11 protein-coding genes and 1 pseudogene are annotated in these 18,423 nt (G+C 70.9%); 6 read left to right on the top strand and 6 right to left on the bottom strand.

Features of this window, described 5'->3' with window-relative positions; genetic code table 11:
* Positions 1-142: 142 nt before the first annotated feature.
* Positions 143-1,084, top strand: coding sequence for an NAD(+) diphosphatase (gene nudC / locus SALPAC2_RS0117710; protein ID WP_018217971.1), 942 nt, complete (start codon positions 143-145; stop codon positions 1,082-1,084).
* Here nudC and SALPAC2_RS0117715 read toward each other — a convergent pair.
* Positions 1,070-2,341: a polysaccharide biosynthesis protein gene (locus SALPAC2_RS0117715; protein WP_018217972.1), complete on the bottom strand. Its 1,272-nt coding sequence runs from the start codon at positions 2,339-2,341 to the stop codon at positions 1,070-1,072. The two genes, nudC and SALPAC2_RS0117715, sit on opposite strands and share 15 nt — an antisense overlap.
* Positions 2,338-6,705, bottom strand: coding sequence for an alpha-(1->3)-arabinofuranosyltransferase (locus tag SALPAC2_RS0117720; protein WP_018217973.1), 4,368 nt, complete (start codon positions 6,703-6,705; stop codon positions 2,338-2,340). The genes SALPAC2_RS0117715 and SALPAC2_RS0117720 overlap by 4 nt, the downstream gene beginning before the upstream one ends.
* A gap of 163 nt (positions 6,706-6,868) precedes the next feature.
* Between SALPAC2_RS0117720 and SALPAC2_RS0117725 the strand changes: the two genes are divergently transcribed.
* The 3 genes from SALPAC2_RS0117725 to SALPAC2_RS0117735 are packed head-to-tail and all read left to right on the top strand — an operon-like array spanning position 6,869 to position 10,685.
* Positions 6,869-8,746 carry a hypothetical protein gene (locus tag SALPAC2_RS0117725; protein ID WP_050563125.1) on the top strand — a complete coding sequence of 626 codons (1,878 nt, stop codon included), beginning with the start codon at positions 6,869-6,871 and terminating at the stop codon, positions 8,744-8,746.
* Positions 8,747-10,498 (top strand): hypothetical protein, encoded by a 1,752-nt coding sequence (locus tag SALPAC2_RS0117730; RefSeq protein ID WP_018217975.1) that lies wholly within the window; start codon positions 8,747-8,749, stop codon positions 10,496-10,498.
* A complete protein-coding gene (locus SALPAC2_RS0117735) occupies positions 10,491-10,685 on the top strand; it encodes a hypothetical protein (RefSeq protein WP_026184846.1) in 195 nt (64 codons plus the stop codon). Before SALPAC2_RS0117730 ends, SALPAC2_RS0117735 begins: the two co-directional genes overlap by 8 nt.
* On the opposite strand, the gene SALPAC2_RS0117740 is transcribed toward SALPAC2_RS0117735, so the two are convergent.
* Positions 10,670-11,866 carry a glycosyltransferase family 4 protein gene (locus SALPAC2_RS0117740; RefSeq protein ID WP_018217977.1) on the bottom strand — a complete coding sequence of 399 codons (1,197 nt, stop codon included), beginning with the start codon at positions 11,864-11,866 and terminating at the stop codon, positions 10,670-10,672. The genes SALPAC2_RS0117735 and SALPAC2_RS0117740 overlap by 16 nt on opposite strands.
* An 81-nt stretch (positions 11,867-11,947) precedes the next feature.
* Positions 11,948-13,159 carry an acyltransferase family protein gene (locus SALPAC2_RS0117745; protein WP_018217978.1) on the bottom strand — a complete coding sequence of 404 codons (1,212 nt, stop codon included), beginning with the start codon at positions 13,157-13,159 and terminating at the stop codon, positions 11,948-11,950.
* A 114-nt stretch (positions 13,160-13,273) separates the two neighbouring features.
* Here SALPAC2_RS0117745 and SALPAC2_RS0117750 point away from each other — a divergent pair, with 114 nt between their 5' ends.
* Positions 13,274-14,326 (top strand): DUF3068 domain-containing protein, encoded by a 1,053-nt coding sequence (locus SALPAC2_RS0117750; RefSeq protein WP_018217979.1) that lies wholly within the window; start codon positions 13,274-13,276, stop codon positions 14,324-14,326.
* A gap of 150 nt (positions 14,327-14,476) precedes the next feature.
* On the opposite strand, the gene SALPAC2_RS0117755 is transcribed toward SALPAC2_RS0117750, so the two are convergent.
* Entirely contained in the window at positions 14,477-16,147 is a 1,671-nt protein-coding gene (locus SALPAC2_RS0117755; RefSeq protein ID WP_018217980.1) for a DUF885 domain-containing protein, read from the bottom strand.
* Positions 16,148-16,312: 165 nt separating this feature from the next.
* On the opposite strand from SALPAC2_RS0117755, the gene SALPAC2_RS25015 reads away from it, so the two are divergent.
* Positions 16,313-17,449, top strand: a complete 1,137-nt coding sequence (locus tag SALPAC2_RS25015; RefSeq protein ID WP_317889007.1) for a DMT family transporter — start codon at positions 16,313-16,315, stop codon at positions 17,447-17,449.
* On the opposite strand, the pseudogene SALPAC2_RS0117765 reads toward SALPAC2_RS25015, so the two are convergent.
* Positions 17,398-18,399 (bottom strand): annotated as a pseudogene (locus tag SALPAC2_RS0117765) (PHP domain-containing protein); the annotation flags it as partial. The gene SALPAC2_RS25015 and the pseudogene SALPAC2_RS0117765 sit on opposite strands and share 52 nt — an antisense overlap.
* Positions 18,400-18,423: the final 24 nt, after the last annotated feature.

Here is an 18,423-nt window from a genome sequence, read left to right on the forward strand (position 1 = left end):
ATGTGCCCGTCGCGGCAGGTCGTGTCCTGCGTCGCGTGTCGCGACTTCGAGATCCTCGCGGATCAGTCCGGACGTGCGACGGCCGCGAGCGAGATGGGTCCGCCCAGCACCACGTAGCGCGGGGTTCCGTACGGTGGGGTCCATGCGGGAGGACGAGGCGGCCCTGGCGTACGGCGGTGGTTGGGTGGACCGGGCCGGTGCCCTCCGCGCCGATCCGGAACGGTTGGCGCAACTGCTGGGCGGGGCAGACACCAGGGTGCTGCCGCTGTGGCAGGACCACTGCCTGGTCAACGAGGCGGTACCGGTGCAACTGAGCGGTGACGCAGCGGAGCGGGTCCGCGCCGCCGCGGCGGAGACGGTCTTCCTCGGGTTCGCGGCGGGGCGGGCGGTCTTCGCGGCGGACCTCTCCGAGCTCACTGAGGACGCCGCACTGGCGGCCGCCGGGGCGACGCGGGTGGTGGGGGTGCGCGGGCTCGTCGGGCGGCTCAGCCCGGCCGAGGCGGCCATCCAGGGGTACGCGCGTGGTCTGCTGCACTGGCACCGGCAGCAGCGGTACTGCGGCGCGTGCGGTGCGGCCACCAACCTCCAAGATGCCGGGCATGCGCGGCGGTGCACGGATCCGGGCTGTGCCCGGCTGTACTTTCCCCGGATCGAGCCCGCCATCATTGTGCTGGTGGAGACAGCGGGCTCGCCCAGCCGTTGCCTGTTGGCCCGGCACGCCGGGGCGGCCGAGAACGCGTTCTCGACCCTCGCCGGCTTCGTCGAGGTGGGGGAGACGCTGGAAGACGCGGTCCGGCGCGAGGTGGCCGAAGAAGCGGGCGTCCTAGTGACCGACGTGACGTACCAGGGGTCGCAGGCCTGGCCGTTTCCGGCGGGGCTGATGGTGGGCTTCCGGGCCACCGCCGAATCCGACGAGATCCGGGTGGACGGGGTCGAGTTGCTGGAGGCGCGCTGGTTCACTCGCGCCGAGCTGCGTCAGCGGGCGGCGGCAGGCCAGCGGCTTGGCCGGCGGGACTCGATCGGTCACCACCTGCTCACCGGCTGGCTGGCCGAGGAGGAAACAGCCGGGTCAGCTCCCCGCTGACGCCCGCCGCGGCGCCGGCACCGGCGGGTCGGCACGCGCTGGGGTCGACCGCCACGTACGGAGCGTCATGACCAGGGTCGTGACCACGGCGGCTCCCAGGGTGGGCCAGAGCAGCCCGGCGACGGTCCGTGGCGCGGTCCACAGCGCGACCGCCGTCAGCAGGACGCTGCCCACCCACAGCGGCGCGGCGGGCCAACGGACACCAGTGGCGACCGCCGCGTTCAGCAGGACGAAAACGACCGCCCAGAGCGCTCCGACCGCGGCGAAGAGCGGCGCTAGCGGGCCCAGGTGGATGTAGTCCGGGCCGCCGGCGAGTTGGAAGGCCAGGGTGCCGGCGAACGTCGAGCCGAGAATCAGCAGTACGCCGCAGCCAGCGGTCACGGCGAGCGCGACGGCCCGACTGAACCGATCGTCGTGGGCCAGCCGGGGTAGGGCGAGCACGGTGGCCACCTGCGGCGCCCACAGCGCGCCCTTGGTCAACACCGTCCCCACCGCGTACCCGCCGGAGTCGTCGGCCGGCAGGAGCTGACGGGCGAGGAAGAGGTCCACGTACGAGACGACGAGCATGGCGAGCATCGCGGCACAGCCGGTCAGGATCTGGCCGGCATTCAGCGGCGGCGCCGTGGTGGAGATCCGCGAGGCGGCCGACCGGGCCAGGGCGGCCAGCCCGACCGGGGTGAGCGCGGCGGTCCCGGCCCCGAGCAGCAGGGATCCGGTTAGGCCGGCATCCAGCAGCAGACCGATCAGCACTCCGCCGTACCGCCCGGCGGCCAGCAGCGCCATGGCGATGGCCAGCCGAACGAACCGTTGCCCGCCCTGGAGCTCCCCCAACGTCCGGCAGGAGAGCACGATGGCGGCCGTGGTGACCGCGGAGAGGAGGAGCACCTCGACCGGAAGACGCAAGCCTCTGACGAGTAACGGGGTGGCGAGAATCAGGGCGGACGCGCAGAGGGCGGCGGTCAACAGGGCTGCCCGGTGGGTCTGGGTGGGACCGTGCCGCGCGTGGTGCACGGCGACGGCGAGCTGCAGGCCGAATCCCGGCACGCTCGCGATGGCGATCAGGCCGAGCGTGGTGGCGAGCGCGCTGAGCTCCGCGGAGCCGAGCTGGCGGGCGGCCAGCACCGGGGCCAGGTAGGCGAGTCCGTTGCCCAGCAGCCCCGCGGCGGTCACGGCCAGGCCGGCGGTGCCGAGTGCCCGGACGCCGGTGCTCGGGGAGCGCGTCCCCGAGCCGTCCACATCGTTGGTTCGCCGGCTCACACGGTTCCCGAAGGGTCGGATTCCCGCCGGCCGGCGTCCGGGGTGACACCGTCCGCCGGCGGCACGGGCGCATCCGCCGCCGGCGGTACCGGGTCGGGGCGCTGGGGAGCGCGGTGGACGGACCGGCGTCGAAGGCAGGTCGACAACCAGAGGGTGCCGAGGGCGAGAACCATCAGGAGCTGCGGAAGGGCGGCGGTGTGCCGCTGCGTGGCGTCCAGGTACGCCCAGCCGGCGAGCAGGACGAGGCCGGCGGGAAGCCAGGTCTCGACGAACCGGGGGGCGAGCCGTACCCAGCGGGGGTCGGTCGGCCGCGGTTCGCGCAGCGCACCGGGGAGGGCGAGAAGGACTCCGGCGGCGACGAGTGCCCCGCCGACGAGGCCGCCGAGCAGGATCAGGGCGGTCGCGCCGACCGCCAGCAGGGGCAGGGAGCGGAGGGCCCGGCGTCGCGGTCGCTGGGTCGGCCGGGCCGGTCCGCCGCCGCGACGTTCGGGGAGCAGTGCGAGGAGTGCGACGCCCAGGAGGAGGACGCCGCCGGTCAGGAGCGCCACCTGGTACGGGCGGTCCGGGGTGAAGCGGAGGACGACCTCGCCCGCCGCGCCGGCGGGTAGCACCCAGCCCTGCTGCCAGCCGTCAACGACCACGGGGCGCAGTGGCTCGCCGGCGAGCGTGGCCTGCCAGCCCTGGTTGGTGTTCTCCCGCACCGCGAGTACCCGTTCGCCGGCGTACTCGGCGACCTGTACCCGCCGCTCGGTCGCATCCCAGGCGGTGACCTCGAGGGCGCTCGGGCCCAGCACGTCCGTGTGCTGCTGCGGTACGAGAGCGACCCGGCTCGGCGTGGCGAACCGGCTGGCGGTGGCGACGAGGCGGTGTTCGGCGGCGGCAAGCGGTAACTCGGTGTCGGTGCCGCACGGCTCGGCCGGTACCTCCCGCAATTCCAGGAGGTCCCGCATCGTGCCGCGTAGGGCGGTGGTCACGGTCTCTTCGCCGATCGTCAGCGTTGGACCGGAGCCGCAGTCCAGCTTCAACGGTGTGTCCAGGTCCGCGGGGCTGGAGGGGGCGCCTGGAAGCACGGTGAGCTCGCCGACCGCGATCGGCAGCGGCTCGGGCAACCGAAATCCGTACGGATCGATGCTGGTGACGGAGGGCTGGTCGAGGAACTGAATGGTGAGCTCTTTGGTGCGGATCGGCGGATCCAGGGCCAGCACCCCGTCCTCGCCGAGCAGGCCGCCACGGATGCCATCGTCGGCGATCACCCGTACGCTGCCGAGCCGGGTGGCGGCGACGGCCGGGTCGACGGCGAAGCGGAGGCCGCTGATCTCTTGGGGCTTCAGCCAGGTGAGGCGCAGGATCGGGGCGTCATCGCTGGTCGCCGGTGACCAGCTGGTGGCCGGGTCCCCGTCCAACACCGCGCCGGGGCGGCGGGTCGGGTGCGGGACGCCGGTCGACGAGGCGCTCACCTCGGGTGCCAGGCCCAGTGCCTGCGCGTCGGTCACCGCCTCGTCTAGGACCGCGTGCAGGGCGGAGCCGTCGGTCGGGCGGGCCCATAGCTGCGGGTCGTAGGTCCCGGCGGCGGGCAGGGTGAGCGTACGGTCGATCGTGCGTCCATCCTCCGAGCCGCGGATCGCGTAGGTGGAACAGTGCGGCTTCCCGTCCACCTGGAAGCAGGCGGGCGTGCGGGGATCCGCGGAGACGACGACGGCCGGCGGGCGGTCGGTGGCGGGTGCTTCCGGCAGCCGGAGGGTCCGACTGGTCTCGATGCCCGGGATGCTGATTTCGGAGATCCCCACCACCCCGGCACCGAGCGGGCGGAGGGCGAAGGTGTCGTCGATGGAGATGTGGACGCGGCGGGTGGCGTGGATGCCGTCCAGGTCGAAGACCATTCGATCGCCGAAGCTCTCCACGGTCCGGCTCTCGTACCCGGCGGTGACGGTCACCGTGGTCGGCACCACGTCGGCCGTCAGGTCGAAGCTGAGCTCCACCCTGGTGACGTTGGTCGGGTTTTCCAGCGTTATTTCTATCCACTGTTGATCGCCGAGGTGGTACGGAGCGGACTGCCAGGAGGTTGTCGGGTCACCGTCCATGGCCGCGTACGGCTGATGCTCGGAGCGGTTACCGCCGGGAACGTCGACCTGTGAGCGTGCCGTAGCCGCGCGGATCGCGCTGATGCCCTCGAACTCGGCCACTGTGTACCAGTCCGGGGCCCACTCGGGCAGGTAGTCGTGCGCGGGGATCGACGGCGCGAGGGGCTCGTCGGCGGTACGGGTGTGCGAGGTGTTGTCCTGGGACCGACCGAAGGAGACCTCGCGGCGCCGGAGTCCGTCGGTCATCGCGACCGGACCGTAGCCGCCGTCGGCTTCCGCGTCGCCCGTATTCGCGTCGCCCGTATTCGGGTCGCCGGTATTCGCGCCGTCGGCTTCCGCGTCGCCGGCCAGGACCGTGGGGGCGGGGCTCAACAGGCCCGCCGCAGCGAGGTCGAGCAGGGATTCCGGGCCACCGACGACGGTCGCGACATCCCGCCGGTCGTAGGCGACGACCGGCTCCACCCGGCGGTTGACCTGGTAGACCTCGAGCGCCCGTCCGGGCACATCGAGCCCCTGGTCGCGCCGCTCGTCCACCGCCTCCGGCCCACCCCGAACCGGGCCGAAGGTGGTGACCCGGGTCAGCCCCGGTGAGCGCTGCAGGGCCTGGCGAACCACGGCGGGGCGGGTCGTGTCGGAGCGGCCGTGGTCGAGGTCGGCGCGGAACAGGACGTGGCTGACCCCGGAGCGGGCGAGGAGGTCGGCGAGGCCCGCCGAACCGGCGCCGGAGCTGAGCGTGGCCTCGATCGCATCCAGGAGTCGGATCGTGGTGGGCGGGGTGAAGGGGATCGAGTTGCGTACCGCCCAGCTGCTCTCCAGCAGCGGTTGGACGATCTCGTCAGTGGTGCTGCCCCAGTCGTAGGCGGGCCGGCGGGCTCCGGGGACGACGAGCACCCGTCCCGGGCCGGTGTTCGCGTCCAGCCAGTCGGCGGCGTCCTGCCAGTACTGGGGTACTTCCCGCGCGCTTCCCGGAGTGGCGAGTCCGCCGACGACCGTCGGGCTGGCGACCGCCGCGACCGCAACCATGGTCACGCCGGTGGTGATCCAGGCCCGCGCGATAGCCGGCCGGCGTCGTGCGGCGGGCGCGGTACGGGCTGCCTGCCCGACCAGGCCCACCAGGTGGGCCAGTCCGAGCACCAGTGGTAGCCGGAGCAGGACGTCGAACTTGTGGGTGTTCCGCAGTGGTGCGCCCACCCCGTCGAGGAACTGTTGCTGTCCTCCGGTGAGGAGATTGGGGAGGTCGCTGGCGTGTCCCAGCCCGACCACCGCGGCGCCGAGCACCAGGCCGGTGATGAGGAAGCGGCGGTGCGGCATCCCGCGCCGGGAAAGCCCCAGTACACCCAGGGCGGCGACGGCGAGCGTGGCGAGAATCAGCCCAAGCTCGGTGGCCAACCGGGCGCCGCCGGGGATGGCCTGCTCGACCGGGGAGGCCAAGTACGCCACCCAGTAGGAGGTGCCGCGGAGCGTCGTCACGGCGTCGGTCACGCTGGTGGTGCTCTGGGCGGTTTCGATGTAGTCGAGAAACGGCGGGCTGTACCGCCCGAGAATGAGCAGTGGCACCAGCCACCAGGCGGTGGCCAGGGCGACCGCGCCACACCAGGCGGCGATCGCGGTGATCCGGCGGCGGATTGGTGCCAGGGTGGCGAGCCAGAGCAGAGCGAGCGGCACCACCGCGAACACGGCGGTCGCATTGACCCCGCCCGCACAGGCCACGGCGAGTGCCGACCCCGCGACCGCCCGACGTAGGGGCGTACCTCGGGCGAGGCCGACCAGGGGGATCAGTACCCACGGCGCCACCGCGCTGGGCCAGGATTCGACCGAGGACCAGCCGAGTTGGGTGAGGATCCGGGGTGACAGGGCGAAGGCGATGCCGGCGATCATGCGTCCGGCGGGTGAGCCGATGCCGAGGCTGCCGGCCAGCCGCACCACACCCAGGTAGGCGACGCAGAAGAGCAGCGCCCACCACAACCGTTGAATCACCCACGGTGCCAGGCCAAGCTCTGACCCCCCCAGGAAGAACGGACCCATTGGCCAGAGGTACCCGTATGCCTGGTTCTGCAGCTGGCCGAAGGTGCCGGTGGGGTCCCAGAGATGCAGTGAGCGGAGCAGCCACCCGGCGGGATTGACGTTTAGGTCGACCTTGGTGTCGGGGACGATCAGCCCGGGTGCCTGCTGAAAGGCGAGGGCGGTGAGGACAACGCAGATGGCGAGGTGCCGGAATCTCTGGTCCAGCCGTCGGGCTCGATTCGGCCGTGCGCCGGCGCCACTGGTCACCTCTGCACGCATGTCGCTCCTGTTCCGCCGGGGTACAGGTACCGGCAGCCGACGACGGTCGACGACGTGGCCGGGACCGGGGTGGGCGGGGAGGCGGCAACGGTTGGCAAGACGAATGTGGATGGATGGCCACCCCCACGGCGTGTAAGCGTGTGGCAGGCTGCCGAGCATGTCAATGCCAGAGGCTGGGGCTGTGGCGACTGCAGAGCCCGCTGCGTCGGAGTCCGGCGGCCCGAAAACGTTCGTTCGACGGTTTCGTCCGGACCAGGTCGGAGCGGTGGCGATAGCCCTCATCGTGGTGTCGGTCGCCTGGCGGGCCGGCCTCGCCACGCGGGGCTGGTTCTCCCAGGACGAGTTCGTCATCGCCGCCCAGGCCCTTGATGCCCGGTTGGACGCGGACTTCCTGCTGCGAACCTTCAACAACCACCTGATGCCCGGCGGCCTGTTGACAGCGTGGCTGATGGTGCGGGTAGCCGGTTTCGTCAGCTGGCCCTGGGTGCTGATGCTGGCGGTGGGGCAGGCGGCCGTTGGCGTCGCCGTCTATCGGCTGCTGCGCGACCTGCTGCGGCCGGGCTGGGGTCTGCTGGTCCCGTTGGCCCTCTTCTTGTTCAGCCCGCTGACGCTGGAGGTGTCGTCGCTGTGGCTGGTCGGGCTGCTCCTGTTGCCGGTGCAGCTCGCGCTGGTCCTGGCGGTGCGGGCCCAGGTCTGGTACGTGCGCACCGGCCGCCGCCGGCACCTCGTGATGGTCGTCGTGTGGCTGCTGTTCGGCCTGCTGTTCGACCCAAAGGCGCTGCTGATCGCGCCGCTGTTGTTCCTGCTGACCCTCTTCCTTTTCACCGACGGCGCGCCGCGGCGAAGCGTGGTCACGGCGGTACGTCGGCACTGGCCGGTCTGGCTGTTACTTACCGCGCTCTCCGGGGCCTACCTGGCGTTCTACCTGACCCGACCGGCTCGTGCGCTGGACCAGGTGACCTCAGCTGGTCAGGCTTTTACCTTCCTCGGTGACCTGGTCGGTGCGACCGTTGTGCCGGGCCTGCTCGGGGGGCCGTGGCGGTGGACGTACGCCGGTGACGGGCCGCCGTTGGTGGATCCCTATCCGGTCGCGATGTGGCTGTCATGGCTGGTGCTGGCGGCCCTGGTTGTGGTGACCGTCCGTCGGCGCCGGTCGGCGGCGCGGGCCTGGCTGCTGCTGGCCTCCTACCTCGGCCTGGTCGCGGTGCTCTTCGCGGTGACCCGCCTGGGTGGTGCGCTCGGCCCGATGGTGGGCACGGTCCCGCGTTTCGTGGCTGATGTGGTTCCGGTCGCCGCGATCTGCGTCGGGGTAGCCCTGTTCGGGCTTCGGGATGCCGGCGAGCAGGACGGGTACGTCCCGCGGCCGCTACCGGGGATTCCGTGGGCGCTCGACTCGTTCGCGGTTGGTCGGGCGGCGATCGCTGTCCTGGTCGCGGTCGGGCTCGGTACGGTGTGGAGCACCGTCACGTTTGGCGACAACTGGAGCACCAAGCATGGCCGGGAATACCTCGCCACGACGCAGGCCGAGCTGGCCGCCGCGCCACCGGACACCGTTTTCCTGGACACGATCGTTCCCGACCGGGTCGTTGCCGGCTATTTCTGGCCGGACAACCTTCAGTCGCACTTTTTCCGCCCGGCGGAGCACCAGCCGGAGTTCGTCGAGGTGGCCGAGCTGCCGGTTACCTTCGACGCGGAGGGTCGAATCCGGCCGGTCCGAATCGAGGGAGTCAAGGTCCTGCCGGGCCCGGTGCCCGACTGCGGGCACCTGGTGGAGAGCGGGCGAACGACCCGGATTCCGTTGGAAGTGCCGGTCGAGGAGTGGCCGTACGTGGTGGAGTTCGGCTACCTGAGCTCCGGTGACGCGACCGTGACCCTGCGCCTGGGCGAGGCAACCCGGGAGATCCCGGTACGGAGTGGACTGAATCAGCTGTATTTCCCGTTGCGCGGCGCGGGGGACGCCGTCGAGGTCACCATCAGCACTCCGGACATCTCCCTCTGTACCAGGTTGATCACTGTCGGGCGGGTGGTGCCGGCGTCGTGAGTGGGTGACCGACCAGTCGATCGGGCCCGGGTGGTTCGAGACCGGCTCCTGTTGTACGGCGTCGCGGCGGTGGTGACGGCGATAGTGCTCGCCCCACTGGCGGCACCGGGCTACGTGTTGCGCTACGACATGGTGTTCGTGCCCCGGCAGCCGCTCACCTGGGATCTCGTGGCGCCGGCGCAGGGCCTGCCGCGGGCGGTGCCGATGGACGCCGTGGTCTCGGTGCTCACCCAGCTTGTCCCGGGCTGGGTGGTGCAGCGGATCGCATTGGGCGGGGCGGTCCTGCTGGCGGCGGTTGGTGCCGGGCGCCTGGTGCCGACCGAACGGGCCGGGGTTCGGCTGCTCGCCGCGGTCGGCTACGCCTGGACGCCGTACCTGGCCGAGCGGTTGTTGATCGGGCAGTGGGGGCTGCTGGTCTGCTATGCCGCCCTGCCGTGGCTGGTGCGGGCCGTGTTGGAGTTGCGGGCCGGGCGGGCCGGTGCGGTGGCCCGAGTGCTGCTCGCCGCCGCGCCGGCTGCGATCACCCCGACCGGTGGTCTGATCGCGTTCGGTGTGGTGTCGCTGCTCGCACCGCGGCGGGGGCGTTGGCGGGGGTCGACGGTCGCGGTGGTGGGGGTCGCCCTGCTCAACGCCCCGTGGGTGACCGCTGCCCTGGTGACCGACGCGGGCGGCACCTCCGACCCGGCGGGAGTGGCCGCCTTCGCCGCCCGGGGCGAGAACTGGGCGGGTCCGCTCGCCGCGCTCGCCGGCACCGGGGGCATCTGGAGCGCGCAGGCCACTCCGGCGAGCCGAGGACTTCCCCTGGTGCCGTTGGTGACCCTGGTGCTGCTGGCCCTGGCCGCCGCCGGGTTTGGCCTACTGCGGCGGCGGACGTCGCCGGACGTCTCGGCCCGGCTGTTGGTCCTGGCGGGGGTCGGTTTCCTGCTCGCCGCGCTGGGTACGGCGCCGGGGGCCGCTGATGTACTGCGGTGGGCGGTGGCGCAGCTACCGGGGGCCGGGCTGCTTCGCGACGGGCAGAAGTTCCTGGCGCCGTACGCGTTGCTGCTGGTGGTGTGTGTGGCGTTGGGCGCCGAGCGGCTTGTGACCCGGGTGGAGCGGATGAACCGGGAGGTGGCGGGGGTGGTGCTGGGTGGTGCGTTGCTACTGCCGGTCGCGGCGATGCCGGATCTCGCGTTCGGCGGCGCGGGTCGGCTGTGGCCGGTCAGCTACCCGGCGGACTGGCAGGTGGTGGCGGGGCGACTGGCCGCCGACCCCGGTGGGGAGGTCTTGGCGCTGCCGTTGAGCGGCTACCGCGCGTACCCGTGGAATGACGGGCGGACCGTGCTGGACCCGGCCCCGCGCTACCTACCGGCGACGGTCCTGGTTGACGACACGCTTCGGGTCGGCGACGTGGCGGTGACCGGTGAAAACCCGCGCCTGCGGGAGATCCGGCACTTGCTCGGGGCGGGACGGCCGGCGGCGGAGACGGGGGTGCGCTGGGTACTGGTCCAGCGACACCGGGTGGACCAGGTGGATCCGGCTACCCTCACTGGCCTCGAGCCCGTGCACCAGGGCGCGTTTCTGGCGCTGTATCGCAACCCCGCCGTACCGCCGAGTCCGGTGCTGGCCGCCCCGGCTCGGTGGGTGGTGGTGGTGGCGCTGGCTATCGCCGTTGTGGTGGTCATCGCTGCCCTGTTTCGCCGGTACGCGGGTGTGCTACTGCGTGGTAACCTCCGCTCCGAGGTTCAGACATTGGAGGATTGGCATGCATAAAGCCGTGACCCTGGTCGTCACCGGCCTGACGGCGGCGGTGCTCGGGATGCTGTCTCTCGCTGGGCTGGCAGCCGCTACGACCGCCACCGAGGAGGAGGCGGTTTCCAAGGCCGAAGAGCTCGTCGAGAAGGCCAAGCAGGCCAACGAGCCGGACCCTTACACACCCGCGATCTACGGCAGCAGGTAGGACGGGGCGCCCCGTGAACGCTTCTGGCGGGGCGACTCCGTGCTTTCCAGTAGGGCGGCGAAGCGGCTACCGGCCGCCGGCCAGGTGAAGGCCGCCGCGTGCTCCCGGGCCGCCGTACCCAGCTGTTGCCGTAGCTCGTGGTCGTGCAGGAGGGTACGCACCTTCGCCACGTAGTCGTCCACGTCGTCGGCGAGAAGCCCCGTTTGGCCGTCCACCACCGCCTCGCCCACGCCGCCCGCGTTGCGGAACGCGACGGTCGGAGCACCCGCAGATCCCGCCTCCACGATGGTCAGACCCCACCCTTCCTTCAGGGACGGGGTGAGCGCCACCCAGGCCGAGGCGAGGAGGGCCGCTTTCTCCTCCTCCGTAACGAATCCCCGGAACTCCACCCGGTCGGTGATGCCCAGGTCGTGGGCGACTTCGCGGAGCTGCCCTTCCCACCAGCCCTGGCCGGCGACGACCAGCCGCAGCTGCGGCAGCTCATCGGCGAGGGTGGCGACCGCCTGCAGTGCCACCTCGACGCGTTTGTGCGGGACCAGTCGGTTGAGCGTGACGAGCAGCGGGGAGGCTGCGCGTTCCGTGTCGGTGTGCGGGAGCGGCGGGGTGCCGTTGTGCACCACGGAAATCTGCTCCGCGGGTACGCCGAGCTGGATCAGCTCCTGACGGGTGGCGTCGGAGACGGTGATGTGGTGGCAGCGCCGGTAGACGAATACGGCGAAGGATGACTCCACCCACCAGCCAAACCGGGCTGCCCATGCCGGAAGTACCACATGCCATTGTTCACGGTGTATGTGATGGATGAGCTTGATGATCGGTCGACGAGCCCATAGGGGGGTCATGAATGGCAGGCCGTTGCAGACATCCACGAGCACGTTCGGTCGGCCGCCGTGTCGGCGGGACAGGGGGCCGATGCCGAGGGCGCCAGCGAGGTAGCAGAAGGCGGCCCACAGGTAGACGGTGTGCCGTCCACCGCGTCGGACCAGCCGAATCCCATCCTCGTTGACCTCGTCGGGGGGGCCCTGACGATGTGCGGCGCAGAACAGTGTGACTCGGAAGCCGCGGGCTACCAGCTCTGCGGCAATCCGTTCAACGTATACTTCGGATCCACCGCCTTCGGGGTTCCGGGTGTCCCGCCAGTTGAGGAACAGCACATGTCCGGCGGTGGCGGAAAAGTGCTCCACGTGATCCCTACTCTCGAGTAATTTAGCGCCACACTAAAGCTCGAGAGCCGGCTAGGCAATGCCTAGGTTAAAATATCTGGGTCAATGTGGTGAATTGACCGTCGGCACTCTGCTCTCGGGCTGAGGGGTGGTCGGTCGAGGGCGGCGGCGGTCACCGAGGGCCTGGGCCGGGCGTTCGACGCCGTAGTAGCTCGCCGCCGCCAACACCAACCCACCCGCCATCGTGAGGGTGAAGGTCTCGAGGAATCCCCCGGTGAACAGTGGACGGTCTCCCACGACGTAGATCGTTTCGATCACCAGCGGATGCCAGAGGAACAGCCCGTACGAGACGAGGCCGAGCCAGCGGGCGGAGGTGCTGCCAAAGGCCTGGTGGATCCGGGTCTTTCGCTCGCCGAACGCCACCGGAATCATGATCAGGGTTCCGACCGCGAGATAGAGGGTGAGCTTCACGGCGAACTCCGCGACGGTCGGCTCGACGAGGTCCAGTGGGCCGGCGATGGGCGTCGTCGCGATCGCCAGCAGTCCCACGGCCGCGGCCCAGCAGGCGATTGGCGCCGCGGCGAGGTCGTCGAGGATGCGCAGAGCGGCCGGGCCCGTCCCGCTCCGGAGGGCGACATGCGCCACCGCCAGGACCATGCCGCCGCAGAACCAGGCCGCGTACGAGGGCAGCCACATGGTGTGGACGGCGGTGCCAACGACGCCAAGCCCCATCAGGATGAGCCACCCGGCAGTCAGCAGGGCGCCCCCGGCGGCGAGCACCAGGGTGCGGACCGGACGCCAGGACCGGCCCACGGCCAGCACCGCGACCAGCGGCAGGACCAGGTAGAACGCGACCTCGGTGGCGAGGCTCCAGGTCTGGCTGAGGCCCGCGCGGAGCTGATTGGGTTGATAGATCTGGGTGAAGGTCAGGTGGCGGAGCCAGTCACCAGCCGAAGCTGGCTGGTTCTGCGGCAGCACGATCAGGCAGACCAGCACCGTCAGCCAGTAGGCCGGCAGGATTCGCAGGGCGCGGCGCCAGAAGTACCGGCGAACCCGGGGCCGGGGAAGCCCGGCGGCGGCACTCGATACCCAGGGCCGAAAGAGCAGGAATCCGGAGAGGACGAAGAAGATGGCGACACCGACGTCCATCCGCGCCAACCAGGTGCCCCACTGGCTGCTCAGGCTCACGCCCGTCTGGAATCCGACGTGGTGGGCGACGACGGCTACCGAGCCGATCGCACGGAGCGCATCCAGGGCGGGCAGGCGGCCGGTGGTCGAAGGAAGGGGCGGGTTCGAGGTAACGGTTGCGGACATCTGGACATCCAGGGGGTTCGCTTTAATGTTGACTGAGGAGTAACCTCCCGCCATGTTATGGATCGATTGCCCTGGGCGACAGGCCGTGGGGCGGCAGGCGTTACAGGAGGAAGAGTGAAGCTTCGGGTAAGTGCCGCGCTCTTCGGGCTCGGCATCTTGTTGCTGGTCCTCGCGGTCGGGTTGCCGCTCTACGTCGCCCCCGCCGTTACCAGGCTCCCCTACGACCTGGAGCCGACGACGTCGGTCGCAGAGGCGAAGAACGCCCGGTTCTTGCAGATCACCGCCGAGGCGGAAGCGCTCACGATCGAGGTCCCACGAGCGAATCTACGGTCCACCATTGAGGTTTTTCCCCAGCCCGGCCTCACCAAGGACGAGCTGCCGAAGGCACTCAAGGGCGACGCGGTCATCTGGGACGTCTACCAGACGGTGCAGCGGACCGACAACGACCGGGATATCACCGCGTACAGCACGCAACTGGCTCTCTACCGGGTCTCCGGCACCGCCGCCCCCTGGGAAGATCAGTGGCTCAAGCAGGACGACAGCGACGGGACCCCGCGGGGCAACGTCGAATACTCGGGGCTGACCTACAAGTTCCCGTTCGGTGCGGAGAAGAAGGACTATCCGCTCTTCGATCGAGATCTCAAGGAGGCGCTCCCGGCGGCCTTCGTCGGCACCGAGACCGTCGAGGGTATCGAGGTGTACCGCTACGAGCAGCGGATCGAAGAGCAGGAGCTGTACACCCCGGAGGAGAGCCTGCAGGTGCTGCTGGGTGCCTTCGCCCCGGAGGCCACCACCGGCAAGGTCATCTACAGCAACACCCGGACGTACTGGGTTGATCCGGTAACCGGTGTCTGGATCGACGCACGGGACCAGCCGCGCAAGGAGCTGCATCCGGACATCGGGCCCACCACCGTACTGCTCGATGCTGACTTCAAGTACACCGAAGACACCGTCAGCAGCACCGTCGAGTCGGTTAAGAAAAACCGGCTCCAGATCAGTCTGGTCAAGCTCTGGGCGCCGATCGCCGCCGCGGTCCTCGGCCTGATCGCCCTGGCTGTCGGCCTCTGGCTGTTCTTTTCGGCCGGGGGCGCCGCAGGTCGGCACTCCGCCGGAGCATCCGTCGCCGACGGTCCGGCAGACACCAAAGTGGACAAGAATCCGAGCTAGCGGCGTGGATGTTGACCCCGGGGGGTAGGGGCGGGTCGTGCCCGCCCCTACCCGGGCTCCTGCCCCGCTGAGGCTGTCCTGGCCGGACTGACCGGCGTCCGCGCCCGAACCGGGCGACGGCACCTAGATCGGGACAGGCCGCGTCCGCCCTCAGATTCGGGCGAGCGCCCGACGTAGCGGGTCCAGGCCGAGCGAACCCAGGTCGAGTGCCTGCCGGTGGAACTCCCGAAGGTCGAACTCCGCCCCCTTGCGCGCCTCGGCGTCGGCGCGAGCCTGCAGCCAGATTCGCTCACCAACCTTGTAGGACGGTGCCTGCCCGGGCCAGCCCAGGTAGCGGTTCAGCTCGAATCGCAGGACCTCATCCGGTACCCGGCAGTGTGCCCGCATGAACTCCCAGCCCAACTCCGGCGTCCAGCGTTCACCCGGATGGAATCCGAACGGGTTGTCGGCCGGGATCGTCAACTCCAAGTGCATGCCGATGTCGACGATCACCCGGGCGGCGCGGAGCGCCTGGCCGTCGAGCATGCCCAGCCGGTCGCCCGGGTCCCCGAGGTAGCCCAGCTCGTCCATCAGCCGCTCGGCGTAGAGGGCCCACCCCTCGCCGTGCCCGGAAACCCAGCAGAGCAGCCGCTGCCAGCGGTTGAGGGTATCGGCTCGGAGTACCGTCTGGGCAACCTGAAGATGGTGGCCCGGAACGCCCTCGTGGTAGACGGTGGTGACCTCGCGCCAGGTGGAGAAGTTGTCGATGCCCTGCGGCACCGCCCACCACATCCGGCCAGGGCGGGAGAAGTCCTCACTCGGGCCGGTGTAGTAGATCGCGCCGTCACTCGTCGGTGCCAGGCAACACTCGATCTGGTGGACCTGTTCCGGGATGTCGAAGTGAGTGCCGTGCAGCTCGCTGACCGCCTTGTCGGCGAGGTTCTGCATCCAGTCCCGGAACGCCTCCTTGCCCCGGATGGTCCGCGCCGGGTCCGCGTCCAGCGCCGTCACCGCCTCGTCGACGGTGGCGCCGGGGCCGACGATTTGCGCGGCGACCGTTCGCATCTCCGACTCCAGCCGGGCCAGCTCCGCAAACCCCCAGGCGTACGTCTCGTCTAGGTCAATCCGGGCACCGAGAAAGTACTGTGAGGCCAGCTTGTAGTGCTCCCGGCCGGCGGCCTGCTTCGCCCTGCCCCGCGGGGCCAGTTCGGTCCGGAGGAAACGGCCGAACTCGGCGGTCGCCGCGGTGGCGGTCGTGGCACCCCGGCGCAGTTCGGCACCGAGCGCGCCACCCGCGCCCAGCCGTTCGACCAGCCCGTGGAAGAAGTTGTCCCCGGCCGGGTCCACCCAGGTGTCACACTGTTTGGCTACCTCGAGCAGCTGGGCTCGCGCGCTGGAATGGCCGGCCGCGGCCTCCTCGCGCAGCGTGGTCTGGTACTGCTCGAGTGCTCCGGCGAAGTGGTTGAGCCGCGCGGCGATGTTGGCCTGGGCCTCCTCGCCCTCGGCCGGCATCAGGTCGAACACGGAGCGGAGCTCGTGCACCCCGCTGGTGATGACGTTGACTCCCCGGCCGACCTCTCCCGCCGCGTAGCGGGCGAGCTCCAGGCCGAGCCGCTCCTGCATGGCCTCCTTCGCGGTCTGCTCCGGCAGCGACTGAGGTTCCACGCCGTCGAGGTCGGCGAGGGCTCGGCGATTCAGGTCGGCACGGGCGGCGTAGCCCTCCGGCGAGAGGTCGTCGAGGCGGTCGTCGTGGCCGGTGATGCCGACGTAGGTGGCGCCGGTCGGGCTCAGCGCGGCCCACTCCGCCACGTACCGGTTCGCAATATCGTCGATTCGTCCCACGAGCTCGACCCTACGTGATCGTGCAGTCGGGGTGCGCCCGTGAGTTCGCCGGCTTCGGGGTTACTCCCGAGCCCTCTGGTCACCAGCCGGCAGGCTCTTGTGACGGCCAACACGGCGTCGGAAAACCACCAGACTTTCTTGCCCACGGCCGGCAGAGTGTCAGGGGTGACAGTCGAGTCCGCCCCTGACCGGGCTGTGCTGCGGAGCTGGCTGCCCGGGTACCTCGCGTTGGCCGCGATCTGGGGTTCCAGCTTTCTGTTCATCAAGATCGGGGTACGGGAGCTGCACCCGGTGCACCTGACTCTCTACCGGGTCGGCGCCGGCGCGGCGACGCTGCTGATCCTGCTCGCGGTGCTGCGCGACCGGCTGCCCCGCGAGCCGCGGGTTTGGGCCCACCTGCTCGTCACCGGCGGGGTCGGGGTGGCGCTTCCGTTCACCCTGTTTGGCTACGGCGGGGAGCGGGTCGAGTCCATGCTCTCCGGGATCTGGAACGCCACCACACCGCTGGTCGTGCTCCCCATGGCGGTGCTGGTCCTCCGCACCGAACGGCTGACCGCCGCCCGGGCCGTCGGACTCGGGCTGGGCTTCCTCGGCGTACTGGTGGTGCTCGGGGTGTGGCAGGGGACTGGCGGTGCGCACTTCGTCGGCCAGCTGATGTGCTTCGGCGCCGCGGCCTGCTATGGAGTAGCCATCCCGTACCAGAAGAAGTTCGTCGCGGGCCGCCCCTACTCCGGGCTGGCCCTGTCGGCGGCGCAGCTGTTGATGGCGCTGGCGCTGCTCACCGTCGTCACCCCGTTCGTGGCGGGGGCCCCGCCGCTGCCGACCGCCCTCTCCGGCTCGGTCCTGGCCAGCATGGTCGCGCTCGGCGCGCTCGGCACCGGACTGGCCTTCCTGATTCACTTCCGTAACATCCGGGTCGCCGGCGCGAGTACCGCGGCTACGGTGACCTACGTGATCCCGGTCTTCGCGGTGCTGGCCGGTGCGCTGGTGCTCGACGAGCGGCTGACCTGGCACCAACCGGTCGGTGCGGTGGTGGTCCTGCTCGGTGTCGCCGTCACCCAGGGGCTGATCGGCCCCCGCCGCCGACCATGCGCCGCCGCGCAACCGGCCGCCGCAGCCGGAACCTCGGCCACGGCTGCCGGAACCTCGGCCACGGCGGCGGGAACTTCGGCCGCCGTCGGTCAGGAACGGCTTGCGGCCCACCCCACCAGCCGCTCCGCCGGCCAGGTGTTGACCACCCGGTCGGCGGGGACGCCGCAGCGGGCGGCGCGTTCGCAGCCGAACCGCTGCCAGTCGAGCTGACCTGGGGCGTGCGCGTCGGTATTGATCGCGAACCGGCAGCCGGCCTCCAGCGCCCGCCGAATCAGCCGTTTCGGCGGGTCCTGCCGCTCCGGCCGGGAGTTGATCTCGACTGCGACGCCCCGCTCCGCGCAGGCGGCGAAGACGGCGTCGGCGTCGAAGTCGCTCTCCCCCCGGGCACGCCGCCGGTGCCCCCGGTCGCCCGGCCCGGTCACGCCCGCCGGTCGGCTGGAGACCATCCGGCCGGTGCAGTGCCCGAGAATGTCCAGGTGCGAGTTCGCGACCGCGGCGAGCATCCGACGAGTCATCCGCCCCCGCTCGTCGGAGAGGTTGCTGTGCACCGAGCCCACCACCACGTCGAGCTGGGCGAGCAGCTCCTCGTCCTGGTCCAGTGTGCCGTCGGCGAGGATGTCCACCTCAATGCCGGTAAGGATCCGGAACCCGGTCGGCAACGCCTCGTTCAGCCGCGCCACCTGCTCCAGCTGGCGGCGGAGCCGGTCGGCGGTCAGCCCGCGCGCCACCTTCAGCCGAGGCGAGTGGTCGGTGAGCACCAGGTACTCGTGGCCCAGCTCGGCCGCGGCCAACGCCATCTCCTCGATTGAGGAGCCGCCGTCGGACCAGTCCGAGTGGGTGTGGCAGTCGCCGCGTAACGCTGTCCGTAACGCTGCCGCCTCAGCGTCCAGGTCGGTGCCCTCGGTCGCCGCCAGCCGACGCAGGTAGACCGGCTCCTCGCCCGCCAGTGACTCGGCCACGCAGCGGGCGGTGACCGCGCCCACCCCGGACAGGTCGGTGAGCTTGCCGGCCCGGGCCAGCTCGGCGACCTCCGCGGCCGGCAGGGCGGCCACGGCCTTCGCCGCCGATCGGAACGCGCGCACCCGATAGGTGGCCTCGTTGGCCCGCTCCAGCAGGAAGGCAATCCGGCGTAGGTCAGCGATGGGATCCCGGGCGGTCATTCCTGCAACCTAGCGGCTGTGGCC

It is taken from the genome of Salinispora vitiensis, from assembly GCF_000378825.1.
GTDB lineage: Bacteria > Actinomycetota > Actinomycetes > Mycobacteriales > Micromonosporaceae > Micromonospora > Micromonospora vitiensis.